At 61.7% G+C, this 25,932-nt stretch carries 28 protein-coding genes and 1 tRNA gene; 12 read left to right on the forward strand and 17 right to left on the reverse strand.

The genetic code is table 11. From position 1 onward, the window contains the following. Positions 1-12 precede the first annotated feature (12 nt). Positions 13-936 (forward strand): BKACE family enzyme, encoded by a 924-nt coding sequence (locus tag THALAR_RS14995; RefSeq protein ID WP_021102436.1) that lies wholly within the window; start codon positions 13-15, stop codon positions 934-936. Here the strand turns inward: THALAR_RS14995 and THALAR_RS15000 are convergent. The 9 genes from THALAR_RS15000 to THALAR_RS15040 form a co-directional block, all read right to left on the reverse strand. Beyond that, positions 933-2,132 (reverse strand): NAD(P)/FAD-dependent oxidoreductase, encoded by a 1,200-nt coding sequence (locus THALAR_RS15000; RefSeq protein WP_021102437.1) that lies wholly within the window; start codon positions 2,130-2,132, stop codon positions 933-935. The genes THALAR_RS14995 and THALAR_RS15000 overlap by 4 nt on opposite strands. A gap of 71 nt (positions 2,133-2,203) precedes the next feature. Next, the gene (gene cueR, locus THALAR_RS15005) at positions 2,204-2,596 is read right to left on the reverse strand and encodes a Cu(I)-responsive transcriptional regulator (protein ID WP_021102438.1); all 393 of its coding nucleotides are present in this window, start codon (positions 2,594-2,596) and stop codon (positions 2,204-2,206) included. After that, positions 2,597-5,038 carry a heavy metal translocating P-type ATPase gene (locus THALAR_RS15010; protein WP_021102439.1) on the reverse strand — a complete coding sequence of 814 codons (2,442 nt, stop codon included), beginning with the start codon at positions 5,036-5,038 and terminating at the stop codon, positions 2,597-2,599. Between the two features lie 68 nt (positions 5,039-5,106). Continuing rightward, the gene (locus THALAR_RS15015; protein WP_021102440.1) at positions 5,107-6,135 is read right to left on the reverse strand and encodes an ABC transporter ATP-binding protein; all 1,029 of its coding nucleotides are present in this window, start codon (positions 6,133-6,135) and stop codon (positions 5,107-5,109) included. Beyond that, positions 6,123-7,541: a mannitol dehydrogenase family protein gene (locus THALAR_RS15020; RefSeq protein ID WP_021102441.1), complete on the reverse strand. Its 1,419-nt coding sequence runs from the start codon at positions 7,539-7,541 to the stop codon at positions 6,123-6,125. Before THALAR_RS15020 ends, THALAR_RS15015 begins: the two co-directional genes overlap by 13 nt. Then, a complete protein-coding gene (locus tag THALAR_RS15025) occupies positions 7,538-8,431 on the reverse strand; it encodes a helix-turn-helix domain-containing protein (RefSeq protein ID WP_021102442.1) in 894 nt (297 codons plus the stop codon). Before THALAR_RS15025 ends, THALAR_RS15020 begins: the two co-directional genes overlap by 4 nt. Continuing rightward, positions 8,431-9,261: a carbohydrate ABC transporter permease gene (locus tag THALAR_RS15030; RefSeq protein WP_021102443.1), complete on the reverse strand. Its 831-nt coding sequence runs from the start codon at positions 9,259-9,261 to the stop codon at positions 8,431-8,433. Before THALAR_RS15030 ends, THALAR_RS15025 begins: the two co-directional genes overlap by 1 nt. Positions 9,262-9,263: 2 nt before the next feature. Next, complete coding sequence (locus tag THALAR_RS15035) at positions 9,264-10,124, reverse strand: carbohydrate ABC transporter permease (RefSeq protein ID WP_021102444.1); 861 nt, start codon at positions 10,122-10,124, stop codon at positions 9,264-9,266. A gap of 105 nt (positions 10,125-10,229) precedes the next feature. Further along, positions 10,230-11,537: an ABC transporter substrate-binding protein gene (locus tag THALAR_RS15040; protein WP_021102445.1), complete on the reverse strand. Its 1,308-nt coding sequence runs from the start codon at positions 11,535-11,537 to the stop codon at positions 10,230-10,232. A 323-nt stretch (positions 11,538-11,860) separates the two neighbouring features. On the opposite strand from THALAR_RS15040, the gene msrB reads away from it, so the two are divergent. From msrB to THALAR_RS15060, 4 genes are read left to right on the forward strand one after another with little or no spacing between them, the layout of a single operon-like run. Then, positions 11,861-12,307, forward strand: a complete 447-nt coding sequence (gene msrB / locus THALAR_RS15045; RefSeq protein ID WP_021102446.1) for a peptide-methionine (R)-S-oxide reductase MsrB — start codon at positions 11,861-11,863, stop codon at positions 12,305-12,307. Next, on the forward strand, positions 12,304-12,810 hold the full coding sequence (gene msrA / locus THALAR_RS15050; protein WP_021102447.1) for a peptide-methionine (S)-S-oxide reductase MsrA: 507 nt from the start codon (positions 12,304-12,306) through the stop codon (positions 12,808-12,810). Before msrB ends, msrA begins: the two co-directional genes overlap by 4 nt. Positions 12,811-12,816: 6 nt before the next feature. Then, on the forward strand, positions 12,817-13,299 hold the full coding sequence (locus THALAR_RS15055; RefSeq protein ID WP_021102448.1) for a peptide-methionine (S)-S-oxide reductase: 483 nt from the start codon (positions 12,817-12,819) through the stop codon (positions 13,297-13,299). After that, entirely contained in the window at positions 13,292-14,110 is an 819-nt protein-coding gene (locus THALAR_RS15060; RefSeq protein ID WP_021102449.1) for a shikimate dehydrogenase family protein, read from the forward strand. Before THALAR_RS15055 ends, THALAR_RS15060 begins: the two co-directional genes overlap by 8 nt. 167 nt (positions 14,111-14,277) lie before the next feature. On the opposite strand, the gene THALAR_RS15065 is transcribed toward THALAR_RS15060, so the two are convergent. The 4 genes from THALAR_RS15065 to THALAR_RS15080 all read right to left on the reverse strand — a co-directional run bounded on the left by THALAR_RS15065 (position 14,278) and on the right by THALAR_RS15080 (position 17,982). Next, a tRNA-Thr gene (locus THALAR_RS15065) sits at positions 14,278-14,353 on the reverse strand. A gap of 42 nt (positions 14,354-14,395) precedes the next feature. Further along, complete coding sequence (locus THALAR_RS15070) at positions 14,396-15,892, reverse strand: heme biosynthesis protein HemY (protein ID WP_021102450.1); 1,497 nt, start codon at positions 15,890-15,892, stop codon at positions 14,396-14,398. Positions 15,893-15,901: 9 nt separating this feature from the next. Beyond that, positions 15,902-17,212 (reverse strand): COG4223 family protein, encoded by a 1,311-nt coding sequence (locus THALAR_RS15075; RefSeq protein WP_021102451.1) that lies wholly within the window; start codon positions 17,210-17,212, stop codon positions 15,902-15,904. 98 nt (positions 17,213-17,310) lie between these two features. Further along, positions 17,311-17,982: a uroporphyrinogen-III synthase gene (locus THALAR_RS15080; RefSeq protein ID WP_040818990.1), complete on the reverse strand. Its 672-nt coding sequence runs from the start codon at positions 17,980-17,982 to the stop codon at positions 17,311-17,313. Between the two features lie 49 nt (positions 17,983-18,031). Here THALAR_RS15080 and tsaD point away from each other — a divergent pair, with 49 nt between their 5' ends. From tsaD to THALAR_RS15105, 5 genes are read left to right on the forward strand one after another with little or no spacing between them, the layout of a single operon-like run. Continuing rightward, on the forward strand, positions 18,032-19,129 hold the full coding sequence (gene tsaD, locus THALAR_RS15085; RefSeq protein WP_021102453.1) for a tRNA (adenosine(37)-N6)-threonylcarbamoyltransferase complex transferase subunit TsaD: 1,098 nt from the start codon (positions 18,032-18,034) through the stop codon (positions 19,127-19,129). Then, positions 19,126-20,097 (forward strand): NAD(P)H-dependent glycerol-3-phosphate dehydrogenase, encoded by a 972-nt coding sequence (locus tag THALAR_RS15090; RefSeq protein WP_021102454.1) that lies wholly within the window; start codon positions 19,126-19,128, stop codon positions 20,095-20,097. Before tsaD ends, THALAR_RS15090 begins: the two co-directional genes overlap by 4 nt. Further along, a complete protein-coding gene (locus tag THALAR_RS15095) occupies positions 20,069-20,341 on the forward strand; it encodes a YciI family protein (protein WP_021102455.1) in 273 nt (90 codons plus the stop codon). Before THALAR_RS15090 ends, THALAR_RS15095 begins: the two co-directional genes overlap by 29 nt. Continuing rightward, on the forward strand, positions 20,341-20,754 hold the full coding sequence (locus THALAR_RS15100) for an EVE domain-containing protein (protein ID WP_021102456.1): 414 nt from the start codon (positions 20,341-20,343) through the stop codon (positions 20,752-20,754). Before THALAR_RS15095 ends, THALAR_RS15100 begins: the two co-directional genes overlap by 1 nt. Then, positions 20,721-21,419 carry an alpha/beta fold hydrolase gene (locus THALAR_RS15105; RefSeq protein WP_154666815.1) on the forward strand — a complete coding sequence of 233 codons (699 nt, stop codon included), beginning with the start codon at positions 20,721-20,723 and terminating at the stop codon, positions 21,417-21,419. The genes THALAR_RS15100 and THALAR_RS15105 overlap by 34 nt, the downstream gene beginning before the upstream one ends. Positions 21,420-21,696: 277 nt before the next feature. Here the strand turns inward: THALAR_RS15105 and THALAR_RS15110 are convergent, their stop codons facing one another. From THALAR_RS15110 to THALAR_RS15125, 4 genes are all read right to left on the reverse strand, one after another. Further along, a complete protein-coding gene (locus THALAR_RS15110) occupies positions 21,697-22,038 on the reverse strand; it encodes a DUF2853 family protein (RefSeq protein WP_021102459.1) in 342 nt (113 codons plus the stop codon). Between the two features lie 139 nt (positions 22,039-22,177). Next, positions 22,178-22,873, reverse strand: coding sequence for an extensin-like domain-containing protein (locus THALAR_RS15115; RefSeq protein ID WP_021102460.1), 696 nt, complete (start codon positions 22,871-22,873; stop codon positions 22,178-22,180). A gap of 30 nt (positions 22,874-22,903) precedes the next feature. Next, a complete protein-coding gene (gene ahcY / locus THALAR_RS15120; RefSeq protein WP_021102461.1) occupies positions 22,904-24,289 on the reverse strand; it encodes an adenosylhomocysteinase in 1,386 nt (461 codons plus the stop codon). A gap of 68 nt (positions 24,290-24,357) precedes the next feature. Then, positions 24,358-24,660: a hypothetical protein gene (locus THALAR_RS15125; protein WP_021102462.1), complete on the reverse strand. Its 303-nt coding sequence runs from the start codon at positions 24,658-24,660 to the stop codon at positions 24,358-24,360. A gap of 73 nt (positions 24,661-24,733) precedes the next feature. On the opposite strand from THALAR_RS15125, the gene THALAR_RS15130 reads away from it, so the two are divergent. Next, positions 24,734-25,324 carry an HD domain-containing protein gene (locus tag THALAR_RS15130; RefSeq protein ID WP_021102463.1) on the forward strand — a complete coding sequence of 197 codons (591 nt, stop codon included), beginning with the start codon at positions 24,734-24,736 and terminating at the stop codon, positions 25,322-25,324. Further along, a complete protein-coding gene (locus THALAR_RS15135; protein ID WP_021102464.1) occupies positions 25,321-25,794 on the forward strand; it encodes a GNAT family N-acetyltransferase in 474 nt (157 codons plus the stop codon). Before THALAR_RS15130 ends, THALAR_RS15135 begins: the two co-directional genes overlap by 4 nt. The last annotated feature ends 138 nt before the right edge of the window (positions 25,795-25,932 follow it).

Consider the following 25,932-nt stretch of genomic DNA (forward strand, 5'->3'; position numbering starts at 1 on the left):
AGGAGACCCGCAATGCCCGATCCCGTCATCGTCACCGCCGCCATCACCGGAGCTATCCACACGCCGACCATGTCGGACGCCCTGCCCGTCACGCCGGAGCAGATCGTGGACGCCGCCGTGGGTGCGGCAGAGGCCGGAGCCGCCATCGTCCACCTGCACGCTCGCAATCCCGAAAACGGCGCGCCCGACCAGAGCGCCGAAGCGTTCGAGCCGATCCTTGGCGCGATCAAGACGCGGTCGGACGTGGTCATCAATATCACCACCGGCGGCGCGCCCACGATGACCGTTGCCGAGCGGGTGCGCCCCGCGCAGCATTGGCAGCCGGAGCTTGCCTCGCTCAACATGGGGTCGATGAATTTCGGGCTGTTCGGGATGCTGGGGCGCTTCCCTGACCTGAAGCATCAGTGGGAAAAGGACTATCTGGGCAACCGTGACATCATTTTCCGCAACACCTTCCAAGACATCAGTTTCGTCCTCGACACCCTGCGCGACAGCGGCACGCGGTTCGAGTTCGAATGCTACGACACCGCCCACCTCTATAACCTCGCCTATTTCCGCGATGCAGGCAAAGTCGAAGGCCCGTTGCTGATCCAAACCGTGTTCGGCTTGCTGGGCGGCATCGGCGCGCATCCCGACGATGTGGCGCATATGAAGCGCACGGCGGATAGGCTGTTTGGCGATGACTACGTCTGGTCGGTGCTGGGCGCCGGACGGCACCAGATGTCGCTGGCGGCAATTTCCGCAGCGCAAGGCGGCAATGTCAGGGTCGGTCTGGAGGATTCGCTGTGGCTGGAGAAAGGCGTGATGGCGCCGTCCAGCGCGGCGCAGGTCGCCCGCGCGAAGGAAATAATCGAAGGCGTGGGCCGACGCCTCGCCACACCGGACGAGGCGCGGGCAAGGCTGGCGCTGAAAGGCGGCGACCAAACCGCGTTCTAGATCACCGCCCGCTCGACAAAGCTCTCCCGCGCTATAATCCGCTCGACTCCAAAGGGCGACAGGTCCAGCGAGCGGTATTCACCATAGACGACCCACTCCGCCACGCCGCGCCCGATGGCAGGGCTTTGCTGGAGGCCGTGGCCGGAGAAGCCGTTGACGAACACAAAGTTCTCCAACTCGGGCGACGGGCCGACAATCGCGTTCTGGTCGAAGGCGTTGTAGGCGTAATGCCCGACCCACGAGTTCACCAGCTTTACCGACTCGAAGGCAGGCACGCGGGTCGCTACGGCGGGCCAGACCTTGTTCTCCCAGATCGAATGATCCTCGACAAAATCGTCATAGGCTACGGCAGGATCGTCGTCCGGCGGGCAGCCCGCCATGTAGTATTTCCCGTCGCTGCGCATATGCACACCGCTCGGATCGATGGTCAGCGGCAGGTCGCGGTCCAGCGGCGTCTTGGCGTCAAAAATGAAGGTGTAGCGCTTGCGCGGCTCGACCGGAATATCCAGCCCCGCCATCTGCGCCGTAAGCGCCGCACGAGGGCCGGAACAGTTCACCAAGGTGCCGCAAGAGATGGTCTCTCCCGACGCCAGCGTGACGCTTTCGACCCTGTCGCCGGCACTGTTACGGGTGATGCCGCGCACCTCGTTATGAACGTACTCGGCCCCCTGAGTGCGGGCCTTGCGCCTCCACCAGTCGAAGATGGTGCCGCCGTCGAAATAGCCTTCGTTGATCAGGTTGTGATTGCCGCCGATGATGTCGTCGAGGTTGTAAAACGGATACGCCGCCTTGATCTCGTCTGCCGTCATATACTTGGTGCCCGCGCCAAGGCGCTGCTGTATCTGCTGGCTTTCCCGCAAGGTCTGCGCGAAGGCCTCATTGTCGGCCAGATACATATAGCCATAGCTTTGCAACACGATCTTGGGCGCGGCGTCGTCTTGCATGAACTCCTTGAAGCCGTGGATAAACTCCGCCCCGAACTGGGAAATCTTGATATTCACCTCTGCCGAGAACTGCTGCCGGATGCAGCTGTTCGTGTGCGAGGTCGAGGCAAACTCGTAGGTCGGGTCACGTTCCACCACAAGGGTCGAGCCGTCAAAATCCGGGTTTCGTGACAGCCACCACGCGACCGAGGAGCCGTAAATCGCCCCGCCGACAATCACCACGTCGTAGCTTGCTTTCAAAGGTGCCTGCATGATCCTGTCCTCCTCCCCCTGTAATTCGGGCATCAGACATATCGGAACGTGGTTTGGCAATAGCTTGCGAGCTATCCCCTCGGCTTGCTTAACCCTGTGAGGATCGGGCAGTCGGGCCGCCCGTCGCCTGCGCAATCGCGCACCAGCCCCGCGAGTGTGTCGCGCATGGCTTTCAGGTCGGCAATCTTGCGGTCAATCTCGTCCAGATGCTCCCCTGCAATCTGCTTGACGTCAGCGCTGGCCCGCGACTGGTCTTCCCAAAGCGCCAGCAGGGCGCGGCAGTCTTCAATGCTAAACCCGAGCGCCCGTGCGCGGCTCAGAAATGTCAGCTTGTGCAGGTCAGCCTCGCTGAACGCACGGTAGCCGTTGGCATCGCGGGCGGGGCGGATCAGCTTGATGTCCTCATAGTAACGGATCGTTTTGGCGGGCAGTCCCGACCGGTCTGCGACGTGTCCGATGTTCATCTAGTCCCCCTTCATCCCGCGCAGGCGAAGGGCGTTGCTTACCACGAATACGCTCGACAGCGCCATGGCCCCCGCCGCCAGCATTGGCGACAGAAGGATGCCCCAGAGCGGGTAGAGCACACCCGCCGCCACCGGGATAAGCGCGGTGTTGTAGGCAAAGGCCCAGAACAGGTTTTGCCGGATATTGGCCATTGTGTGTCCGCTGACGTTCACCGCCTTCGAGACGCCCGACAACTCGCCCGACATCAGCACCACATCCGCCGTCTCGATCGCCACATCTGTGCCGGTGCCAACCGCGATGCCCACGTCAGCGGCAGCGAGCGCGGGGGCGTCGTTGATGCCGTCGCCGACGAAGGCGAGCATCCCGTCTTCCTTCATCCGCGCAATCGCATCCGATTTGCCATCAGGCATGACGCCTGCGACGACGGTGTCGATGCCAAGGCGCTGCGCGACAGCTTCGGCGGTCTGCACGGTGTCGCCGGTAATCATGGCCACCTTGATGCCCTTGTCATGGAGGTTCTTCACAAGCGTTTCGGCTTCGGGCTTCACAGGGTCGGCCACGGCAATCAGCCCCGCTATGGCCCCGTCAATCGCGGCAAACACAGGGGTTTTCGCCTCGCCTGCCCATTGGTCTGCGAGTGGCTCAAACTCTTTCAGGTCGATGCTTTTCTGCGCCATGTAGCGGCCCGCACCGATCAGCACTTCCGCGCCATTTACTTGCCCGCGCAGGCCCATCCCCGTGACCGAGGCGAAATCCGAGACGGTCGGCACGTCCAGCCCCCGCACATCGGCGGCGCGGGTGATGGCTTGGGAAATGGGATGTTCCGATAGCGCCTCTACCGCCGCGACTGTGGCCAGAACCGTCGCCTCGTCATGGCCGTCTGCCACCGCGATGTCCGTCAACTCAGGCCTGCCCATCGTCAGCGTGCCGGTTTTGTCGAACGCTATCGTTTTGGCCTGCGACAGCGTTTGCAGGGCCGAGCCCTTGCGGAACAGAACCCCCAACTCCGCCGCGCGGCCTGTGCCGACCATAACCGAGGTCGGCGTCGCCAGACCCATCGCGCAAGGGCATGCCACGATCAGAACCGACACGCCCGCGACCAAGGCATGTGCCAGCGACGGGCCAAGGATCAGCCACACCAGCACCGTCACCGCAGCGACCAGCAAAACGGCGGGCACGAACCAGCGCACGACCTTATCGACCACCGCCTGAATGGGCAGCTTCGCGCCTTGGGCCTGCTCGACCATGCGCACGATCCCCGCAAGCACCGTGTCGCCACCCACGGCGGTAGCCTTCACCTGCAACGCGCCTGTGCCATTGACCGTGCCGCCGATCACCGCGTCGCCCTGCGCGTGTTCCACCGGAACCGGCTCGCCCGTGACCATGCTTTCATCGACATAAGAATTGCCCTCGACGATCTCTCCGTCGACAGCCACCCGCTCGCCGGGGCGCACCAGAACGACGTCGCCTGTCTTGATCTCGGCGATGGGAACTTCCACCCAGTCCTCGCCCCGCCGCACCTGTGCGACGGAAGGTTGCAAGCCCAGCAGCGACTTGATTGCGGAGCCGGTCTGCGACTTTGCCCGCGCCTCCAGCCAGCGGCCGAACAGGATAAGCGTCACGATCACCGCCGCCGCCTCGAAATACACCGCGCGGCTGCCTTCGGGCAGAAGTGACGGCGCAAATAGTGCGACAGAGGAGAACAGCCAGGCCGCCGAGGTGCCAAGCGCCACCAGCGCGTTCATCTCGGGCGCGCCGCGCAGCAGGGCGGGGAAGCCGTCGCGCAAGAAGCGCCAGCCGGGCCAGAGCAAGACGATCGTGGTCAACACCCACTGCAGCGTCCAGTTGACCTGCTGGCCCATCGTGCGTTCGACCAGATCGGCCATGCCGGGGATCAAATGGCCGCCCATTTCGACGATGAAAACCGGCAAAGTCAGCGCGGCGGCGATCAGTGTGTCGCGCTTTAGGCTGTCTGCCTCCGCGTCGCGCTTTTCGTCCTGCGTCACCGGCGGGGCCGTGGCATCAAGTGGCGCTGCCGCGTAGCCTGCATCCGTAATCGCGCGGGCCACTTCTTCGCGCGTGACGCTGCCTTTCAGCCATGTGACAGTCGCCGTTCCGTTCGCCAGATTGACTGAAGCATCCACCACGCCCGCCAAGCCTTGAGCGCCACGTTCCGCCCGCCCGACGCAGGACGCGCAGGACAGCCCGTCCACGGAAAACCGCGCCTGTTCGGTCACCGCCGGATAACCAGCCGTGTCCAGCGCATCCACAAGTGCGGCAGCATCCGTGCCGTCTGCATCAACCTCCGCACGGGAGGTCGCCAGATTGACTCCAGCCGACACGACGCCCTGCACGGCCTGCAACGCACGCTCCGCCCGCCCGACGCAAGAGGCGCAGGACAGGCCTTCGATCTCGAAGGAATAATGGGTGGAGGTGGACATATGACGAGCCTCTGGAATGTGTCAGCGACTCCTCATATGGGGGTTCCATCTACTGGAAGGTCAAGGCCTCATGCCGTTTTTGACAGCCCGTCAGCGGAAAACACGTGCATACGCTCCGGCACGGCGGTGAAATAGAGCATCTCACCATGCGCCTCGGTGGGGGGCGTTTCCATCTTGGCGATAAATTCGGACCCCTCTGGCGTGATCAAATGCGCCAAGGCGTATTCGCCCAACTGTTCGACCAGTTCCAGCTTGCCAGCCACACGCGCGGACGCTTCGTCGCAACGCACCAGATGTTCAGGACGGATACCCAGCGTGTCGGAATCCGCGAACCCGTCAGGGCGCGACGCGGGCGGCACATCGGCGGCGATGAAGAAGTTCATCTTCGGGCTGCCGATAAACTGCGCCACAAATTTGTTCGCGGGGCGTTCGTATAGCTCGATGGGCGAGCCGACCTGCTCAATCCGGCCGTCGCGCAGAACGACGATCTTGTCGGCCAGTGTCATGGCCTCGACCTGATCGTGCGTCACATAGATCATCGTCGATTTTAGCCGCTCGTGCAGACGGGCAATTTCCAGCCGCGTTTGGACGCGCAGGGACGCATCAAGGTTGGACAGCGGTTCGTCAAACAGGAACACTTCGGGGTCGCGCACAATGGCGCGGCCGATGGCGACCCGCTGACGCTGGCCGCCCGACAGGTTGCGCGGGCTGCGTTCAAGATAGTCGGTGATCTGCAACACCTCGGCGGCAGAGCGCACGCGGCGGTCAATCTCGTCCTGCGGCGTCTTGGCCTGCTGCAAGCCGAACGCCATGTTCTTGTAGACCGTCATATGCGGATAGAGCGCATAGGTTTGGAACACCATGGCGACCCCGCGCTTGGAAGGGGCGACCTCGTTGACCTCCCGATCCCCGATGGCGACGGTCCCGCCCGATATGTCCTCAAGCCCGGCAATCATCCGCAGCAAGGTGGACTTGCCGCAACCCGACGGGCCCACGAAGACGACGAACTCGCCGTCTTCGATATCAAGATCGACGCCGTGCATGACCTGCACCTCGCCATAACGTTTCACCAGATTGCGAATGGTCAGACCGGCCATGTTAGCTCCATTTCTTTGATAGCGCCGCGCAGAGCGCCCGCGAAGTCGGGAAAGCGGTCCGGAAGGTCCGCCCACAAGAGTTTAGATGTGCAAAACGCCTCCAGTCCGGCGGCATCGCGCAGCATCGGCTGAAGCGTGTCCCAGCTGGGTTCGAGATAGGTCAGTGGCAATTTACCCGCCGCGATGTGCTGGGCAAAAACGTACCAACTGGCGACGGAGCGAAAGCCCGCATCGGGCGTGATGCCTTGGGCAAGGCAGCCTTCCAGCGTGGGTCGGATGAAGATCGGAAACTTCGCCATGCCATCGGCGCAGATGCGTTCCACCGAGTCGGCGATAGCTGCATTGCCGAAGCGGTCCGCGATGCTTTGCAGGTATTCCGCGCGGTCAAACGGCAGGTCCAGCGTCAGGGCCGGCAGCACCTCGTCGCGCTCGTAGGCCCAGAAATGCGCCACCAGATCGGCATCGCGCATGGCGGCGTCGAAGGTCTTTAGCCCGTGCAGCGCGGCCAGATAGGTCAGCGCGGTGTGCCCGCCGTTCAGAATGCGAATCTTAGCCTCCTCATAGGGATGCACGTCCGTCGTCACCGTGACGCCAGCGGCGGCAAGGTCGGGCATGGGGCCGGCAAACTTGTCTTCCAGAACCCACTGCACGAAGCTCTCCGCAATCACCGGGAACGTCCCGCGCTCGCCAAAGATCGCCTGCATTTCCGACGCAAGGTCAGGGCTGCTGCGCGGCGTGATCCGGTCGACCATGGAACAGGGGAACGTCACATTCCGCGCCACCCAGTTGGCCAGATCAGCGTCACCTAGTAGCCCCATATAGGCCGCGAAATTCGCGCCCAGCTTGGTGCCATTCTCGCGGATGTTGTCGCAGCACAGCACTGTCAGAGGCGCCCCGCTGTGTTTCATCCGCCCGCGCAACGCGGCGGCAAGATAGGCGTAGACGGACACAGGCGCACCGCCCGCGACCTCGGCCTTGATGACCGGATCGTCAGGATTCAAAGCACCCGCATCATCGGTGTAGTAGCCGCTTTCGGTCACCGTGATGGTGACCATGTGGACGCTGGCCAGAGACAGCAATGCCTCCGCGCCGGATGCGTCTTTGCTCCAGTCCGCGAAAGCCACGTGCGATCGCACCTGACGGAAAGTGACCTGCCCGTCCGGCGAGATCGACTTGATGATATACCCGTCCTTGCGATGCGCGGCAAAGCTATTCGCCTCCGCGGCACGCAGGTTAACCGCTGCGATGCCCCAACGCAGGTCGCCGGTCGCCTCCATCGTGTCGTCGATATACATCGCCTGATGGGCGCGGTGAAACGCGCCAAAACCCAGATGTACGACACCAATATCGCAAGCCGCCCGGTCATAGCCGGTCGCATAGAGAGCCTGCGGATTTCGCTTGTTCATAACGCCCGAGCCCCCTTGGTGACCAGTTCCCGCCGCGCAAAATCGCGGTAGGCCGAAGGTGTCATGTCCTTCATCTTCAGAAACTGACGGTTGAAATTGGCAAGGTTCTGAAACCCCACATCGTAGCAGATGGCCGAGATCGGATCGTCGGTCGCATAGAGCTTCCCGCAGGCCTGCCCGATACGCACGCGGTTGACGAACTCGACGAAGCGATGACCTGTCGCCGCCTGAAAGTTGCGCGAGAAGGACGTCGCGCTCATTCCCGCCTTGTCGGCGGCCAGATCGACCGAGATATCTTCGGCGTAATTCGCCACGATATGATTGATCACTTCCGCGATGCGCGACTGCTTGCTGCTGCCCTCGGGCTGGACGATCTTCATCACCGACAGCGCCTTCTTCTCGGCGTGCTCGTTGATACGGATCAGGAACCGCAGCAAGGCGACGATGCGCTCCGGCCCTTTGGTGTCGCGGATCGCCTCCAGATGGCCCTGCGCGAAGGTCGGGTTGAAGCCGACGAACTCAATGCCGGACTGGGCCAGCGTCAGCATCGCGCGCAGGTCCTGAAATTCGGGGAAGGCGGTGGCAAGACGGTCAAGGCTGCTTTGGCTGAATTGCACCAGCATGTCGCGTATCTCGACCGGCTCTTTGTAGACCTCGTCGGTGATCCAGTTATGCGGCAGGTTCGGGCCGGTCAGAAACAGCGTTCCGGGCCCGAAGTCGCCGATATAGTCGCCAATGAAAGCCTTGCCGCGTGTTGCCGTGATAAGATGCAACTCATATTCGCGGTGGCTGTGCCAGCGGCAAAGCTCGGTCGGCCAGCCGTGCTCCAGATAGCGGATGCTTTCTGTCGCGCGGTCGACGACCTCGATTTCCGGATGGATCAGTGACATCACTTCACCGCTCCGAAGGTCAGGCCTTGCACCAGTTGCTTTTGCGCCATCCAGCCGAACACCACAATCGGTGCGCAGGCCAGCGTCGACACGGCGGACACCTTGGCCCAGAACAACCCCTCAGGCGCTTGGAACGACGCCACGAAGGCGGTCAGCGTGCTGGCATCCGTTGTGGTCAGAACGATGGACCAGAACGCCTCGTTCCAGCACAAGATGATGGACAGCAACGCGGTGGAGGCGATTCCGCCCCATGCCAGCGGCAGCACGATCTGGCGAATCTCGTTGAAGGTGGATGTCCCGTCCATCCGCGAGGCTTCCAGAATTTCCTTGGGGATTTCGCGGAAATAGTTGAACAGGATGAGCATCACGATAGGCAGGTTCATCATCGCGTAGATGACCACCAACAGCGTTCGCGTGTCGAACAGGTCGAACTTCTGCGCGAGAAAATAGATAGGCATCAGCACGCCCACCGCAGGAAGCATCTTGGTGGACAGCATCCACATCAGCACGTCCTTGGTGCGGTGCGTGGTATTGAACGCCATGGAATAAGCCGAAGGAATGGCAATCAGCAGCGCAACCAAGGTGCCGCCAAAGGCCGTGATGACCGAGTTCATGGCGAACTTAAAGTAGTTGGTGCGGTCCTGAATCTCCAGATAGTTCTCCAGCGTCGGCTCGAAGATCAGCAGCGGCGGCACCTGAATGGCCTGTCCTTCGGTCTTGAAGCTGGTCAGCACCATCCAGAAGATCGGAAAGAAGAAGACGAGGGCGGCGATCCATGCGGCCGTTACGGCGGCGCGGTCGATCCAGATCTGGCGTTGTCTATCTGTCATGATTACACCGTCAATGTTTTGCCAACAGCGCGGATGAGGAACAGCGCGACGATGTTGGCGAGGATGATTGCAAAGACACCACCGGCGGAGGCAACGCCCACGTCGAAGGCCTGCTGCGACTGGATATAGATCAGGTAGGTCAGGTTGGTGGACGACACGCCGGGACCGCCAGAAGTGGTCACGAAAATCTCGGCGAAGATCGACAGGTGAAAGATCATCTGGATCAGCAGCACGATGGAAATCGGGCGGGCAAGATGCGGCAGCGTCAGGTTCCAGAACTGCGACCAGAAACCGGCGCCGTCAAGGGTGGCGGCCTCTTTCTGCTCTTGGTCTTGGGACTGCAGCGACGTCATGAAGATCAGGATCGCAAAGGGCGTCCACTGCCAGCTGACCATGAGGATGATCGAGAACAGCGGATACTGGGCAAGCCACTCCACAGGTTCCAATCCGAGCGCATTCGAGAACGCGGCGAACAGGCCGTTATTGGGGTCCATCAGCATGTTCTTCCAGACCAGCGCGGACACGGTCGGCATGATGAAGAACGGCGAGATCAGCATCACCCGGGCAATCCCGCGACCACGGAAAGGGCGGTCGATAAGGATGGAAACCGCAAGGCCAAGGACGATGGTAATGGCAAGAACCGAGCCAACCAGAACGAGCGTGTTTATCAGCGCAGGACCAAAAGCCGGATCGGTTGCGAAAAACCGGTAGTTATCAAGACCGATGAACCCCGTGCGCTCCGGGTAGAGCAGGTTGTAGCGGATGGTCGAGAAATAGAGCGTCATGCTCAGCGGCACGATCATCCAAATCAGCAGCAGAACAACGCTGGGGGCCTGTAGCCATCTGACGAGTGTCGGGTTCATGGAGATCATCCCTTGGTTTGCAGGGTGGGTGGGTAAGGCGGGACTAATCCCGCCCTACAATTGTCGGGTAGGGCGGGGTTCACCCCGCCACACCGTTGCCAAGGCTTAGTAGTAGCCGGCTTTCTTCATCTCGCGGTCCGCGATGGCCTGACTGTTTTCCAGCGCCTCTTCGACCGTGATGTTGCCAGCCAGCGCGTCGGTCATCTGCTGACCAACTGCGGTGCCGATGGCTTGGAACTCGGGGATCGCAGCGAATTGAACACCAACATAAGGCGACGGGTTCAGGGTGCTGTCTTCCGGGTTCGCAGACAGGATCGCCTTCAGCTCGGCCTCGTCAAAGGTCGCGGCTTCCTGGAAGTTGGGGTTGTCATAGGTCGACTGGCGGGTGCCGGTCGGGACGTTGCCCCAGCCATTCTTCTCGGCCACAAGCTCGATATAGGACTTGGACGTTGCCCACTCGATGAAGTCCATGGCTTCCTCTGCCTGGTCGGTGCCGGCAGGAATTGCCAAGGACCATGCCCACAGCCAGTTCGCACCTTTGGTGGTCGCTTTCTGCGGAGCCTGAGCGAAGGCCATCTTGTCAGCCACTTTGGATTGGTCGGGATCGGTCACGAAGGATGCCGCGATAGTTGCGTCGATCCACATGCCGCACTTGCCTTCGTTCATCAGGGCAAGGATTTCGTTGAACGAGTTGCCTTCCGAACCGGGAGGGCCCGATTCTTCAAGCATTTCGACGTAGAACGTCACAGCTTCCTGCCAAGCGTCGGAGTCCAGTGCGGGGGTCCAGTCTTCGTTGAACCATTGCGCGCCGAACGAATTCGCCATGGTCGTCAGAAACGCCATGTTGTCACCCCAGCCCGGCTTGCCGCGCAGGCAGATGCCGTAGACGCCTTCGTCCTTGTTGGTGATCGCTTTGGCAACTTCGCGGATGTGGTCCCAGGTCGGGTTATCCTCAATGGTCATGCCGGCTTCTTCGACCAGATCCTTGCGGTACATGATCATCGACGACTCGCCGTAGAATGGTGCCGCGTAGAGCTTCCCTTCGTGGGACAGACCGCCGCGCATGGCGGGCAGGATATCCTCGACGTCATACTCCGCGTCGAATTCCAGCGGCTGCAACCAACCGCGCGATCCCCAAATCGGAGCCTCATACATGCCGATGGTCATGACGTCGAACTGGCCACCCTTGGTGGTGATGTCCGTGGTCACGCGGGACCTCAAGGTGCCCTCGTCCAGCGTCACCCAGTTGAGCGTCGTGCCCGGATGGGCCGCCTCGAATTCAGGTGTCAGCTTTTGCATTTCGATCATGTGGCCGTTGTTCACGGTTGCGATGGTCAACTCACCGGCAAATGCGGTCGATGCGCCAGCGACGCCGACGGCCAGACCAAGCGCGGTATTGCGAAGAGATTTCATGTTTTCCTCCCTGAAATCACGGTGCTTTCATATTCCGTGACGTAACCCTGAGGCTCTTACCGATTCTCAGCCAATACCATTTTTTCAAGGAGTGATACTTTTTCTGCATATTTACCCCTACGAAGGGTCGCATACCTGCATAATAGTATATCTCTCACAGAATACTGCGTCCGACAGACAGGAAACCCTGTGCGCCTTGGCGGACTCTGCCTGATACTTTCCCGACAGAACCGCACACGGGTTAGTGACGGGACAAAGTGGAAAAACCCAGCCTGACTGCTTATCTTTGCACTCAACGGACCCGCATAGATAAGGACCTGCCCATGAAATACGCCAAGACCGATGAAGCCCTTGCCAAGCTCACCCCCGAACAGTTCCGCGTGACGCAGGAAAACGGCACCGAACGCGCCTTCACCGGGGAGCTGACCGACAACAAGGAGCCCGGCATCTACGTCGACATCGTGTCTGGCGAGCCGCTGTTCGCGTCGTCCGACAAGTTCGAATCCGGCTGCGGCTGGCCCAGCTTCACCAAGCCCATCGTCACAGATCACGTGACCGAACACCGCGACGCATCCTTCGGGATGGTCCGCACAGAGGTGCGGTCCATGCATGGGGACAGCCATCTAGGCCACGTCTTCCCTGACGGCCCCGCCGATCGCGGGGGCCTGCGCTATTGCATCAACTCCGCCAGCCTGCGCTTCATTCACCGCGACGAGATGGAGCAGGAAGGCTACGGCGAATATCTGGATCAAGTGGAGGAAATCGAATGACTGAACGCGCTGTTCTGGCCGGTGGCTGCTTCTGGGGCATGCAGGACCTGATCCGCAAAATGCCCGGCGTTGTGTCCACCCGCGTGGGCTACACCGGCGGCGATGTGGAAAACGCCACCTACCGCAACCACGGCACCCATGCGGAAGGGATCGAGATCATCTTCGACCCTGACGTGATGAGCTATCGCAAGCTGCTGGAATTCTTCTTCCAGATCCATGATCCGACGACGCCGAACCGGCAGGGTAATGACCGTGGCATGTCGTATCGGTCTGCCATCTACTACGTCGACGAGACGCAGAAAGAGGTGGCATTGGACACCATCGCCGACGTAGATGCCTCCGGCCTGTGGCCGGGCAAGGTGGTGACCGAGGTGGAACCCGTAGGCGATTTCTGGGAGGCCGAGCCGGAGCATCAGGACTATCTGGAACGCATCCCCAACGGCTACACCTGCCATTTCGTGCGCCCAGACTGGGTGCTGCCCAAACGCGCAGCGGCTGAATAGCCGCCGATGGAGCCAGAGACGATAGGCTTCGGCGGTGGCTGCCATTGGTGCACCGAGGCCGTGTTTCAATCCCTGCGCGGGGTCGCGCATGTCGACCAGGGCTTCATCCGTGCCGACCCGCCTGACGACAGCTTGTCGGAAGGCGTGGTCGTGCGGTTCGATCCCGCGATCATTCCGCTTTCAACGCTGATAGAAGTGCATCTTCGCACCCATGCCAGCACCTCCGCCCACTCCATGCGCGGCAAATACCGCAGCGCGGTCTACACGACCGACGCGGCTCAGCACGCCAAAGTCGCTGCTATCCTCGCAGACCTGCAATCGCAATTCGACCGGCCACTTGTCACCAAGCCGCTGATGCTGCGCGGGTTCGAGCCCTCGCCCGACACATATCAGGACTACTACGCCACCCACGCGGATGCGCCGTTCTGCACGCGCTACATCGACCCCAAGCTCTCCCTGATCCGGCAGGACTTCGCGGCGCATGTTTAAACTGGGCCTCATCGGCGACAATATCGCCGCATCACAGGCCCCGCGCCTGCACGAAACCGCCGGACGTATCACCGGCCACCCCGTCACCTACGAACGCTTGGTTCCCGCAGACATGGGCATGACCTTCGAGGAGGTTTTCACCCACGCTCGAGACTCGGGCTTCACCGGTCTCAACATCACCTATCCCTATAAGGAACGCGCGGTGCAGCATGTCAGCATCGAAGACCCGCAGGTAAGCAGCATCGGCGCGGTGAATACCGTGCTATTCACGCCCGACGGCGCCAAAGGCTACAACACCGACTATTCCGGCTTCATCAATGCGTATCGCACCACCTTTGGCGACATGCCTGTCGGCACCGTCTGCCTGATCGGCACCGGCGGCGCAGGCCGTGCGGTGGCCTTCGGATTGCTCATGCTAGGGGCTCGGACCATCCGTCTGGTCGATCTGGACACGGACAAGGCCGATGCTCTGGCCCGCGACCTTGAACGCTTGGGCAAGGCTGTTCAAGTAGAGGTCCACCCGGACGCAACCGCCGCCGCACACGGCGCAGACGGGCTGGTCAATTGCACACCCTTGGGCATGGGTGGCATCGGCGGCAGCCCACTTCCCGCAGATGCCATGACCACGAGCCGCTGGGCCTTTGACGCCGTCTACACGCCGCGCGACACAAGATTTCTCAGCGACGCCGAAGCGGCAGGCCTGCGCACCCTGTCGGGCTACGAGCTGTTCTTCGGCCAAGGCATCGACGCATGGCGCATCTTCACCGACATTCCGCTGGACGCAGAGCACCTGCGCCGCGAGATGGCTTAAGCCCGATCGCTTGAACATGCTGAATCTGGAAAGTGTCAACATGACTGTGCATCATGGACTATGATGCCAATCTCGCACTGCACTGCCCGACCGCCTATGTCGAGGTGGTGCAGACCATGCTGGACTTCGGAATGTGGGAGTAACCCCGATCCGCTGTGCGAAAAAAGTGGTGCCGCTGATAGGACTCGAACCTACGACCCCATCATTACGAATGACGTGCTCTACCATCTGAGCTACAGCGGCCACGGCGCGGGCAATAGCACCCTGCGCGGCATGGGGGAAGGGCTAATTTGCCTTCGCGCCCTCTTCTGTCTCGGTCGCGTCGTCGTTCAATTCCACCACCACGACCTCGTGATCCGGCACGATCTCCGCGTCCTCGGTATCGGGCGTCGCGGTCTTGTCGGCAATCGCACCCACGATCAACGGCAGCATAGCCGTGCCCGCAGGCATCGAGACCGAGGTTTCCGGCGCCTCCGTCCAGCTTAGCGTATCCAGGCTGCCGCAATTGGTGCAGGTCGGCGACCAGACCGGATGCACCGTCTGGCAGTTGCCGCAGACCCATTGCGGGCCGCGTGGCGCGGACAGAGCGCGGGTCAGCCAGCCACGCACCACAGCGTCGTCGGAGCCTTCGCCGCGTTCAATCGCCGCCATGATTGTCAGCACCCGTGCGGTCGGAGTTGTCTCCGGCAGATCGCCAATCGCGCGGCGGGCCTCAGGGAACTGCTCGGCGGCGATGTTCAGCTCCGCCAGCAGCATCTTGGTTTCGGGGTGATCTTGCTGGGCACGGGTCAACACGTTGAACCGCTTGATCCGCTCCTGTGGCGTCTCGTTCGGGGCAATCTCGGCAAACGCGGCGGCAAGATCCGGATGCGGCTGCGCAGCCCATGCTTTCTTGATCACCCGTGTCGCGTATTTCGGCTTGCCCTGCTCGATGTAGCTTTTCGCGGCCAGCGTGGCGGCAGGGATCAGGTCGGGCGACAGACGGTTGGCCTCGATCGCGGTCTCCCGTGCCTCGATCGTCGCGCCATCGGCCATGACGTCTTTCGCCTCGGACAGCGCCAGCACCGCGTCGCGGCGACGATGCACGTCGCGCGGCAGGTTGCCATGTTTCAGCTTCGCGTTCAGCGTCTTGCGCGCGCCGGACCAGTCGTGGTTTTCCGCCTGTAACCGCAGCAAAACGTCCTGCGTTTCCTCATGCTTGGGTTTCAGCGCGAACGCCTTTTCCGCCAGTTTCAGCGCCGTGTCGGTATCCCCTTCGGCCAGCTTTTGCTTCATGATGCCACGCACGCCCACAAAGCGGGTGCGGTCGTCCGTCAGCAGGCGTTTGTAAACCTCCTGCGCCTTACGGGTGTCGCCCGCGCTCTCGGCAGCTTGCGCCGCCAGAAGGTTGGTCAGTTCCGGGCGGGCCAGATACTTCTCGGCCCTCGCCGCCTTTGCCATCGCTGTTCGTCCTTCGCCAGACGCCAGCGCCATCAGACCGTCGGCCAATGCCTCGAACCCTTTGCGCTCACGGTTGCGGGTGAAATAGCGGCTGATCGCGGTCTCGTCGCCGTTGAGGAAATGGAACGTCGCCGACAACAATCCCAGCAGTTTCAGCGTCACCCAGAACGCCGCCAGCAGCGCCACCAGCCCGAGGATCGTCATCAACGGGCTGAGGGTGAATTCGGTATTCGCCACCGAAACCCTTACCCCGCCGCTGGTTTCCAGCAACATGCCCAGACCCAGGGTGACCGCCACGATGACGCCCACAAACACCAGAATTTTCACAAGAGACCAAAGCATATAATTATCCTAATTCGCGTTCAGCGCGTCTGAGAGGCTGTCGAAAGCGGCAAGCGCGTCGCGGCGCGTCGCAGCGGCTGCGGCCCAATCCTGAAGCTCCGCCTTGCCTGCGTCCGGCAAGGTTTCGACCAGCGCAAGGGCGCCGTCGATATCACCTGCCTTCAAGGCAGCCTCTGCCCGTGACAGAACCGCGTCAGGGTCATCGCCTTCGCGCGGCGTGAGAGACCGGGCGCCAAGCTGGTCCTTCAGGAAGAAGGTCAGCCGGTCGCGGGTGCTGTCGCCAGCGGTCGCTTTCAGCGAGGCCGACAATGCCGCCCGCGCACCATCCGCGAATTGCGACTCCAAAGCGGCGGCCGTCGGCACGCCGGTTTCCGCATTGGCGGCCAGAACCTCCGGCACATCCGTCGCCGCAGCGATTTCCGGCACAACGGACGCATAAGAAGCGCCCGTGTTCAGCGCTGTGCGCAACTGGTTCAGCGCCCCGCGCGCCTTGGCGCGGGCCTCCGCCTGCGCAGCACTTTCCTGCATCGCCTGAGCGCTGGCGATCTGGTCCTGCGTCAACGCGCGCATCTGTTCCAGCGTGCCTTCCAGCTCTTCCAGCTCCGCGCGTTGCGCGTCCAGCTTGGCCTGCACATCTGCGGGCAGCGGCTCCATGCTGGCGGTCGTCGGCAATTCATCGACACGGGCGCTCAACTCGTCAATGCTGGCGCTCAACGCGTTGCGTGCTTCGGCATCGCTGGCCTGCGCGGTGTCGAGTGCGGCCTGCAAAGTCGCAATGGTCTCGGATTGCTGCGCAATCATCCCCTCCAGATCGCTGGCACCCCCAGCGCCGAACATGGGCCATTCCGCCGCCTTGAAATAAATCGCACCGCCAAAGCCGATCACGGCTGCCAATATGCCACCCAGCAGCGCCGACCAGAAGCCGCCGCGCCTTTCCACGACCGTGACCGGAGCAGGTGGCACAGGTGCGGGCTCTTCCGAGGCCCGCTCGGCGTCAGGCTCCTCGGCCGGTTTGTCCTCTGGTTCATGAAGCGGCTTCGCGTCCTCGCCATCGTCGGAGGCACCCTCTTCGACGACTTCGCCCTCCATCATCACCACTTCGCGGTGGGTTTCCACGGCGGGCAATTGCACAGGCGTATCGTCGTCCGTTGCATCGTCTTCACCCACGCGGACGCCTTCCGCCTTGGTGTCAGCCATCGCGGCGTCCGGCTCGTCGAACTCCGCGCCCTTAACGACACCGGAGATTGCACCGGCCTTCGATGATTTCTTGCTGTCTTCGGGCGCGTCAGCCTTGGACGGAGTGTTTTTCTTTCGGGCCAAGGCGCGTGTTCCTTTTCAGTTCGACCGTGCGCGGCGACTCTATCCATCACCGACACCCGACCTTAGACCAACAACTTGTCCGCTCTCAAGCAGAACACCTAGCGGCGCACATCCTCGATAGCGCGTAACATTGCCGCTGCGTCAGGGGCGTCTGCCACGCGGTCCACGCTCAATCCACGTCCCCGTGCCACATCCGCCGCAGCCTCGCTGATGACGATCAGCACCAAGGACGCAACTTCCTTGCCGGTCAATTGTTCCGCAAACAGCGCCACGCTGCGCGGGGAAAACAGTGGCACGATCACCGTTTGATCCTTCGCCAAGGCCGCCCGAGCCTCGGCGGACATGGGCACGGCGCGTTGCTCATAGACGGTCAGGGGCACTGCGCCCATCTCCACATCGCCCGCCACATGCCGCCCCCGCGCATGGATCAGGCGCATCCCTTGGGCGCGTTTTGCCAGCAAAGCGTGCAGGTCGCGCAGGTCGCCACCCGCGCTTTCCGCGTCAAACCCCGCATCCCGTGCCTCTTGCGCGGTGCGGTCCCCCACGCAAAACGCCCGCCCGCGCCATTCGCTGCCGCGCACGAACCCCCGCACGCCATTCTCCGAGGTGAACACCATCGCGTCGGGCGCTTCGTCCAACGGCTCGAAGTCCAGAAACACCCGTTTCATCAACGGCGACAGGATCACCGGCGCGGCCAAATCTGCTGCAAAACGCGTCCCCGCCGCCTTGGGGCGGGTCAGAAGCACGGTCGCTGGGATTGTCTGTGTCATGTCAAAGGTGTTACCCGTTGCCAAAGCCCCGCACAACAGGCCCGACACCTTGGCGCAAACCCTCACCCTCCTTGGCATCGAAAGTAGCTGCGACGACACCGCCGCCGCCGTTGTGCGCCACGCGCCCGGCCATCCGCCCGAAATCCTGTCGAACGAGGTGTTCGGACAGACCGACCTGCACGCCGATTTCGGCGGCGTCGTCCCTGAAATCGCCGCCCGCGCCCATGCCGAAAAGCTGGACGTCATGGTGGAGGCCGCCCTTGCCACGGCCGGCCTGACCCTTGCGGATATGGACGCCATCGCCGTCACCGCAGGCCCCGGCCTGATCGGCGGGGTCATGTCCGGCGTGATGTGCGCCAAAGGGCTGGCCGCTGGATCGGGCAAGCCGCTGGTGGGCGTGAACCACCTCGCAGGCCACGCCCTGACCCCGCGCCTGACGGATCAGTTGGAGTTCCCCTACCTGATACTGCTGGTCTCCGGCGGACATTGCCAATTCCTCATTGCGCATTCCGTCACGGAATTCCAACGCCTCGGCGGCACCATCGACGACGCGCCCGGCGAGGCGTTCGATAAGGTCGCCAAGCTGATCGGCCTGCCGCAGCCGGGCGGGCCTTCGATCGAACAGGCTGCTAAAAATGGCGACTCCCAATCCCACAAGCTGCCCCGCCCCCTGCTGGACCGCGAGGGGTATGATATGTCCTTTTCCGGCCTCAAAACCGCCGCCCTGCGAACCCGCGATGCACTGGTCGCGGAGCAAGGCGGGCTTCACCCGCAAGATCAGGCGAATCTGTCCGCCAGTTTCCAAGCCGCCGTGACGGATGTGCTGACCGAAAAGACACGCCGTGCCCTGACGCAGTATCTTACGTTGGAGCCGAAAGCCCCCGCCATCGCCGTCGCCGGTGGCGTCGCCGCGAACCAAGCCATCCGCGACAGCCTGTCGGAGCTCGCGGAGCAGCACGGCGTCCGCTTCACCGCCCCGCCGCTAAAGCTGTGCACCGACAACGCCGCGATGATCGCATGGGCGGGGATTGAGCAATACCGCCTTGGCCTGATCGACGATATGACCCTCACCGCGCGGCCCCGCTGGCCGCTGGATGCCGCCGCCCCTGCGATGCTGGGCTCCGGCAAAAAAGGAGCGAAAGCATGACCAAAATCACCGTCGCAGGCGCGGGCGCGTTCGGCTCCGCACTGGCCGTCGCCTTGGATATGGCAGGCCGCGAGGTCACGCTTGTGGGCCGTAATGTCGACGCGTTCCAAACCAGCCGCGACAACCCGCGCCTGAAGGGCGTGCCGATCCCTGAGAGCATCACGCTCACCACCGTGCTGAACGTGACCCAAGACGACCTGCTGCTGCTCGCCGTCCCAATGCAGGCGCTATCGGGCTATCTGGAGGACACGAAACCCAAGCCCAAAGCCGCCATCGCGTGCAGCAAGGGCGTGGACCTTGCCACCGGGCGCGGCCCTACCGCGATCATCGACGACTTACTGGACGCGCCTTCTGCCATCCTCACCGGCCCCAGCTTCGCCGCAGACATCGCCCGCGGCCTACCCACCGCGCTGGTCATCGCCACCAACAGCGACATGGGCGAGGAGTTGCAGGAGGCCCTGTCCACCGACACCCTGCGCCTCTACCTGTCCCACGATCCCATCGGGGCTGAACTTGGCGGGGCCTTGAAAAACGTCATCGCCATCGCTTGCGGCATCTGTATCGGGGCGGGCCTTGGCGAAAGCGCGCGCGCTGCGCTGATGACACGCGGCATGGCCGAAATGCTGCGTATGGCCGTCGCCATGGGGGCCAAACCCGAAACCCTCGCAGGGCTCGCGGGCTTCGGCGATCTGGCGCTGACCTGCACCTCCGAGCAATCGCGTAACTTTACCTTCGGCCTGTCCCTTGGCGGCAAAGGCCCCGCCCCGTCCGCCACCACCGAGGGCCGCCACACCGCCCGCGCCATCGTAAAGCTGGCCGGGGCCAAAGGCGTGGATATGCCCATCGCCAACATGGTCGCCGGAATGGTAGAAGAGAAACTGACACTGGAACAAGCGGTCTCGATGCTGCTGTCCCGACCGCTGACAAAGGAATGGCCTTATGCTTATCGCCCTGATTTGCACCGATAAACCGAACAATCTGGAAACCCGCCTTGCCAATCGAGATGCGCATGTGGCCTATTTGAAAAGCACCGATGCAGTCGTGCAGGCAGGCCCGTTTCTCGATGAATCCGGCGATATGTCCGGCTCGCTCATTGTGTTGGACGTGCCGGATATGGATGCGGCCCACGCTTGGGCTGCCGCCGACCCCTACGCCCAGGCAGGACTGTTCTCCGAGGTGCGGCTGGAGCAGTGGAACAAGGTGATCGGCTGATGCGCTACTGGTTGTTCAAATCCGAGCCGTCCACGTGGTCATGGGACGACCAAGTCGCCAAAGGCGACGCGGGCGAGGAATGGGACGGTGTGCGCAACTATCAGGCCCGCAACTTCATGCGGGAGATGTCGGTAGGCGACCGCGGATTCTTCTACCACTCGCAAAAGGACCGCGAGATCGTCGGTATAGTCGAAGTCTGCGCCGAGGCCCACCCCGACAGCACCACCGACGACGACCGCTGGGAGTGCGTGGACATCAAGGCTGTGAAGCCTTTGAAAACACCCGTGACGCTGGATCAAGTCAAGGCAGACGGGCGGCTCGACGACATGGCACTGGTCAAGCAGGCCCGCCTGTCAGTGCAACCGGTCACCGCCGAGGAGTGGAAAATCGTCTGCAAGATGGGCGGACTTTGAAGCTTGTTCTGCTGCCCGGCCTCGATGGGACCGGCCTGCTGCACGATGAGTTCAAGAAAGCCCTAAAGCCGATCACACAACTCGACGTCATGACCTATCCCACCGCTCTAACCAGCTACGCCGACCTCGCCGACTATATCTCACCGCTACTCCCGACCGACGAGCGTTATGTTTTGGTCGCCGAGTCTTTCGCAGGTCCGCTTGCTGTGATCCTCGCAGCGCGGGCAGGGACAAATCTGCGCGGTATCGCCTTCGTCGCCAGCTTCACCGCACGGGTTCGGGCCATCCCGCCCGTTTTTGCAAAGGCGCTCGCTTATATGCCGTTACGAACGTCGCTCTTTCTAAGGCTCATGCAGCTATTCACCATCAATACGCTCACGCGCAGCACTCTTTCGGGCGCCTTGAAAACTGCTATCGCAAGTGTGCCGCCGCACACCTTGGCCTACAGACTGACACAGACCTTGCAATCGCGTCATACGGCCACGCCAAAGCACCCGATGCTCTATCTGAGGGCTAATCATGATCGGTTGGTGCCAAAGCGACATGCACGTCAGTTCGCTGACAAAGGCGCAAAAGTAGTGCAGATCGAAGGCCCCCATTTTCTGCTGCAAATGCGCCCTACCCTCTGCGCCGAGGCCGTTATGGATTTCACCAGACGCCTCTAGCGCTCAACTTTACTGGCTTGGTTCTACAAATGAAAAGAGGGTTCCGACCCCCCGGAACCCTCTTCTACCCCACGTGTTTGGTTACTCGCACCACGTGTCTTTGAAACTGGATCCGGCCTTACTGGCTCGGTGTCTTATGGGTAGCCGCAGGGACCGCGCATTGCAAACAAACTATCCGCGCAATTCGATCCCCATTTCTGTCAAATTTTCCAGACCCGGAACGGAAAACGCCCGCGCGGAAACCGGCGGGCGTTAGAAACTGTGTAAAGGGCAGGGTTTAGCCGTAGACGGACTCTTTGCCGAAATGCTTGGTCAGCATGTAATAGACCACGGCGCGGTATTTGTTGCGCTCGGATTTGCCATAAGTCTCGATCACCGAGTTGATGGCTTCCATCAACTGCGGGCTGTCGGACAGGCCCAGTTTCTTGATCAGGAAGTTGTTCTTGACGGTTTCCAGCTCTTCCGGCTGACTGCCTGCCACGGTCGAGGCGTCGGCATTGTAGATCGCCGGACCACAGCCGATGGTGACCTTGGTCAGCAGGTCCATGTCAGGCGTCATGCCGCATTTGTTTTTCAGATCGTCGGCGTAGACAGCAATCAGCTCGTCACGTTTTCCCATAGTAATTTCTCCCACCAATGTTCAGGCGCATCCGGCCCTGTTGCAGACCCCAAAACAGGTCTTAAAGCGGACAATAGGCACTAAATCAGCCAATCCAAAGGAAAAAATCCCCGGTTTTTCCCCGCAAGCGGCATCGAGCCTAGCGGCAGGTGCCCCAACCCTTGTTTTGCAAATGAAAATGGTCCGCGTGGAGCGCATTGTAGTCCGGCCCAAGCACCGTGGAAAACCACTGGCACCCGCTGTCGCGCAATGCCCGCAGGAAGGCTTGTTGTGCGGGCGTGCCGTCCCAATCGCTGAGCAATTCCACCCGCGTGCCGTCCACCAATGTCACCCCGCCGATGTCGATGGAGGACGCGGTGGCGTGCGTGCTCATCCGCGAACGAGAGCCCCGAATAGGGCGGCAGTTGTAGCTGCCGATATGACGCAGGGACCGGACCCCCTGCCCCAGATGCTCCAGCGCGGCGGGTTGGATGCCGTGACGCTCCCACATCGCCAGCCTCAGCGCGGTTTCGCAGGCAGTCTCCACCGTTTGCAACCGTGAAGCCCCGACGCCGGACAGGTCGACGCGGTTGGCAATGCCGCACCGATCCGCGGCCTCCAAGGGTTCCATGGGCGTATATTGTGCGGCGCCGCCCAGCACCCGCAGGCAGGTGGCGGGATCAGCCACCACGCGCCGCAGCTTGAATGCGGTCACCGGCGTCACGGGGTCGGAGACCGCAAGTTCCTCCAACGGGTTCCACTCGCGCGGAACGGGACTGCGTGGATCGGTAAACGCCCAGTAAATACCAAACGCCACCGCAGAAAAAGCCGCGATGGCGCTCAGAATACTCAGCAATATGCGAAAGGTGGCTATGACGCCGACCCCTTAATAGCGGTAATGTTCCGGCTTGAACGGACCGTCAGGCGACACCCCGATATAGGCGGCTTGCTCTGCGTCCAGTTTCGACAGCTTCACGCCGATCCGGTCCAGATGCAGACGCGCGACCTTCTCGTCCAGATGCTTCGGCAGGATGTAGACGTCGTTCTTGTAGGCATCGTTGTTGGTCCAAAGCTCCATCTGCGCCAGCACCTGATTGGTGAAGGAGGCGGACATCACGAAGGACGGGTGACCGGTGGCGTTGCCAAGGTTCAGCAAGCGGCCCTCGGACAACAGGATCAAGCGGTTGCCGTTGGGCATCTCGATCATGTCGACCTGTTCCTTGATGTTGGTCCACTTGTGGTTCTTCAGCGCGGCCACCTGGATTTCGTTGTCGAAATGGCCAATGTTGCCGACGATCGCCATGTCCTTCATCTCGCGCATATGCTCGATGCGGATTACGTCCTTGTTGCCGGTGGTGGTGATGAAAATATCGGCGGAGGACACGACGTCCTCCAGCAGCACAACCTCGAACCCGTCCATGGCCGCTTGCAGCGCGCAGATCGGATCGACCTCGGTCACCTTCACCCGCGCACCGGCACCGCGCAAGCTAGCAGCCGAGCCTTTGCCCACGTCGCCATAGCCCATCACCACAGCAACCTTGCCCGCCATCATCGTATCCGTGGCGCGGCGGATGCCGTCGACCAGCGATTCCTTGCAGCCGTATTTGTTGTCGAACTTCGACTTGGTCACCGAGTCATTCACGTTGATCGCGGGGAAGGGCAGTTGCCCCTTCTTCACCAGATCATAGAGGCGGTGCACGCCGGTGGTGGTTTCCTCGGATACGCCCTTGATCTGGTCACGCATCTTGGTGAACCAGCCGGGGCTGGCTTCCATGCGTTTCTTGATCTGGGCCTGAATGGCTTCCTCTTCCTCGGAGGTTGCGACGCCAAAGGCCTCGCCGCCTTCGATGCGGGCACCCAGCAGGATATACAGCGTCGCGTCGCCGCCATCGTCGAGGATCAGGTTCGGGCCCTCCGGGAACATGAACGACTTGTCGAGGTAATCCCAATGCTCCTCCAGCGACTGCCCCTTGATCGCAAAGACCGGAACGCCAGCCTCGGCAATCGCCGCAGCGGCGTGGTCTTGGGTCGAGAAGATGTTGCACGACGCCCAGCGCACATCGGCACCAAGGGCCACCAATGTCTCGATCAAAACAGCCGTCTGGATGGTCATGTGCAGTGAGCCGACGATGCGCGACCCGGCAAGCGGTTTGCTCTCGCCATACTCGTCGCGCAGGGCCATCAGCCCCGGCATTTCGGTTTCTGCGATATCAAGCTCTTTGCGGCCGAATGCGGCCAGATTGATGTCCTTGACGATGTAGTCGTTTGCCATTGATGCGGTCCTCATGGGAATTTGCGAACCGCGTAACAGCTAAATGCGCTGATCTCAATGGGAACCGGCTACCCTTGGCCGAACGGCAGGCTTGCCAGCAAGGCGTCGGCGTCCATCTTCGGCGACCAGTTGTCACCTTGGGCCAATGCGCAGCTTGTGCCGTCTTCGTTGTAGCTGACCATTGTCCACGTCCCACCGATGCCGGACGCCCACACGATGGTGCCGTCCTCGGCCATCACAGCAGGGGTTTCGTCATACCAGTCGACCAGCGACGCCTCCATTTCCTCCGTGGCCATGCAGACCACGTCATCCTGCGCGACGGCAGGCAAGGTGCTAAAGGCAAGTGCGGCGGCAATAAAAAGCGGTTTCATCGGTTTCTCCTTCGGGGATAGAACGGGGCAACCGCGCCGAAGTTCCAGACGATCACGAAAAGGTGGGATAGACATGAAACAACCCCGCGCATGGCAACGCATGTTATCCGGTCGCAGGCTGGACCTGCTGGACCCGACCCCGATGGATATAGAGATCGAGGACATCGCCCACGGGCTGGCTTTTGTCGCACGCTGGAACGGGCAGACCATGGGCGAGTTCGCCTATTCCGTGGCGGAGCATTCCGTGCTGGTCGAACGGCTCTACTCCGCCGCCAACCCTAACGCGCCAGTTAAATGGCAACTTGCCGCCTTGCTGCATGATGCGCCGGAATATGTGATCGGGGACATGATTTCGCCCGTGAAGAACGCCGTTGGGCCGGGATATGCGGAACTCGATGACCGGCTGACCGCCGCCATCCATCTGCGTTTTGGCCTGCCCGCGGCGATTCCGGTGGCGGTGAAAAAGCAGATCAAGAAAGCCGACAAGCTGTCGGCATGGCTGGAGGCGACGCAGATTGCGGGGTTTTCCATTGAGGAGAGCAACAGGTTCTTCGGCGCGCCACGCGGCAGCATACCCCTACCCGACAAGCTGGTCCCTCGCCCGCCTATGGAGGTGAAGGCGGAGTTTCTGGCCCGCTTCAACGCATTGTCGGAGGCGTTATGATTATCCGCAAAGTCGCCCCTGAGGACCGCGACGCCATGACAGCGATCCTGAACGAGGTCATCGCGATTGGCGGCACGACCGCTTACCAGAAACCGATTGAGTCTTCGCATTTCGACCGTTTCATCGCACCCGAAGACGACCGGACTTTTCTGCATGTGGCCGAAGCTGACGGCGCGATTGTTGGCTTTCAATGGATGAGCCCCGACAAGGACGGTATGGGGACTATTGCAACTTTCGCTCGGCCCGGAACCATGCAGCGTGGCATCGGCTCAGCGCTGTTCGAACAGACCCTGAAACGCTGTCGTGAAGTGGGGTATACGCTGCTCGACGCCACCATCCGCGCCGACAATACGGGCGGCTTGGCCTACTATTCCAAGATGGGGTTCGAGGACCATTCCGTGACCCGCGCCGTGCCTTTGAGTGACGGAACACCCGTGGACCGTGTCCACAAGCGGATGCACCTGAGGTAACCCATGGGTTACGCTGCACTGTAGCGAGCGTTAACCAGCTTTTGCAGGCCCGCAAGGCGATGGCTGAGAGTGCGTTTACACCTGTTTCGAGGTGGTTAATTCAATCAAATCAAAAAGGGGGTGTTTTTGATTTGATTA

Source organism: Litoreibacter arenae DSM 19593 (assembly GCF_000442275.2).
In the GTDB taxonomy this organism is placed as follows: Bacteria; Pseudomonadota; Alphaproteobacteria; order Rhodobacterales; family Rhodobacteraceae; genus Litoreibacter; species Litoreibacter arenae.

Bases quoted from the DNA above. Each gene is read 5' to 3' on its own strand.
- THALAR_RS15035 (WP_021102444.1), bottom strand. From the start codon at position 10,124: ATGAACCCGACACTCGTCAGATGGCTACAGGCCCCCAGCGTTGTTCTG.
- msrB (WP_021102446.1), top strand. From the start codon at position 11,861: ATGAAATACGCCAAGACCGATGAAGCCCTTGCCAAGCTCACCCCCGAA.
- THALAR_RS15080 (WP_040818990.1), bottom strand. From the start codon at position 17,982: ATGACACAGACAATCCCAGCGACCGTGCTTCTGACCCGCCCCAAGGCG.
- THALAR_RS14995 (WP_021102436.1), top strand. From the start codon at position 13: ATGCCCGATCCCGTCATCGTCACCGCCGCCATCACCGGAGCTATCCAC.
- THALAR_RS15110 (WP_021102459.1), bottom strand. From the start codon at position 22,038: ATGGGAAAACGTGACGAGCTGATTGCTGTCTACGCCGACGATCTGAAA.
- THALAR_RS15070 (WP_021102450.1), bottom strand. From the start codon at position 15,892: ATGCTTTGGTCTCTTGTGAAAATTCTGGTGTTTGTGGGCGTCATCGTG.
- THALAR_RS15000 (WP_021102437.1), bottom strand. From the start codon at position 2,132: ATGCAGGCACCTTTGAAAGCAAGCTACGACGTGGTGATTGTCGGCGGG.
- THALAR_RS15015 (WP_021102440.1), bottom strand. From the start codon at position 6,135: ATGGCCGGTCTGACCATTCGCAATCTGGTGAAACGTTATGGCGAGGTG.
- THALAR_RS15040 (WP_021102445.1), bottom strand. From the start codon at position 11,537: ATGAAATCTCTTCGCAATACCGCGCTTGGTCTGGCCGTCGGCGTCGCT.
- THALAR_RS15135 (WP_021102464.1), top strand. From the start codon at position 25,321: ATGATTATCCGCAAAGTCGCCCCTGAGGACCGCGACGCCATGACAGCG.
- THALAR_RS15125 (WP_021102462.1), bottom strand. From the start codon at position 24,660: ATGAAACCGCTTTTTATTGCCGCCGCACTTGCCTTTAGCACCTTGCCT.
- msrA (WP_021102447.1), top strand. From the start codon at position 12,304: ATGACTGAACGCGCTGTTCTGGCCGGTGGCTGCTTCTGGGGCATGCAG.
- THALAR_RS15010 (WP_021102439.1), bottom strand. From the start codon at position 5,038: ATGTCCACCTCCACCCATTATTCCTTCGAGATCGAAGGCCTGTCCTGC.
- THALAR_RS15020 (WP_021102441.1), bottom strand. From the start codon at position 7,541: ATGAACAAGCGAAATCCGCAGGCTCTCTATGCGACCGGCTATGACCGG.
- ahcY (WP_021102461.1), bottom strand. From the start codon at position 24,289: ATGGCAAACGACTACATCGTCAAGGACATCAATCTGGCCGCATTCGGC.
- THALAR_RS15030 (WP_021102443.1), bottom strand. From the start codon at position 9,261: ATGACAGATAGACAACGCCAGATCTGGATCGACCGCGCCGCCGTAACG.
- cueR (WP_021102438.1), bottom strand. From the start codon at position 2,596: ATGAACATCGGACACGTCGCAGACCGGTCGGGACTGCCCGCCAAAACG.
- THALAR_RS15095 (WP_021102455.1), top strand. From the start codon at position 20,069: ATGCTTATCGCCCTGATTTGCACCGATAAACCGAACAATCTGGAAACC.
- THALAR_RS15130 (WP_021102463.1), top strand. From the start codon at position 24,734: ATGAAACAACCCCGCGCATGGCAACGCATGTTATCCGGTCGCAGGCTG.
- THALAR_RS15025 (WP_021102442.1), bottom strand. From the start codon at position 8,431: ATGTCACTGATCCATCCGGAAATCGAGGTCGTCGACCGCGCGACAGAA.
- THALAR_RS15055 (WP_021102448.1), top strand. From the start codon at position 12,817: ATGGAGCCAGAGACGATAGGCTTCGGCGGTGGCTGCCATTGGTGCACC.
- THALAR_RS15090 (WP_021102454.1), top strand. From the start codon at position 19,126: ATGACCAAAATCACCGTCGCAGGCGCGGGCGCGTTCGGCTCCGCACTG.
- THALAR_RS15060 (WP_021102449.1), top strand. From the start codon at position 13,292: ATGTTTAAACTGGGCCTCATCGGCGACAATATCGCCGCATCACAGGCC.
- THALAR_RS15100 (WP_021102456.1), top strand. From the start codon at position 20,341: ATGCGCTACTGGTTGTTCAAATCCGAGCCGTCCACGTGGTCATGGGAC.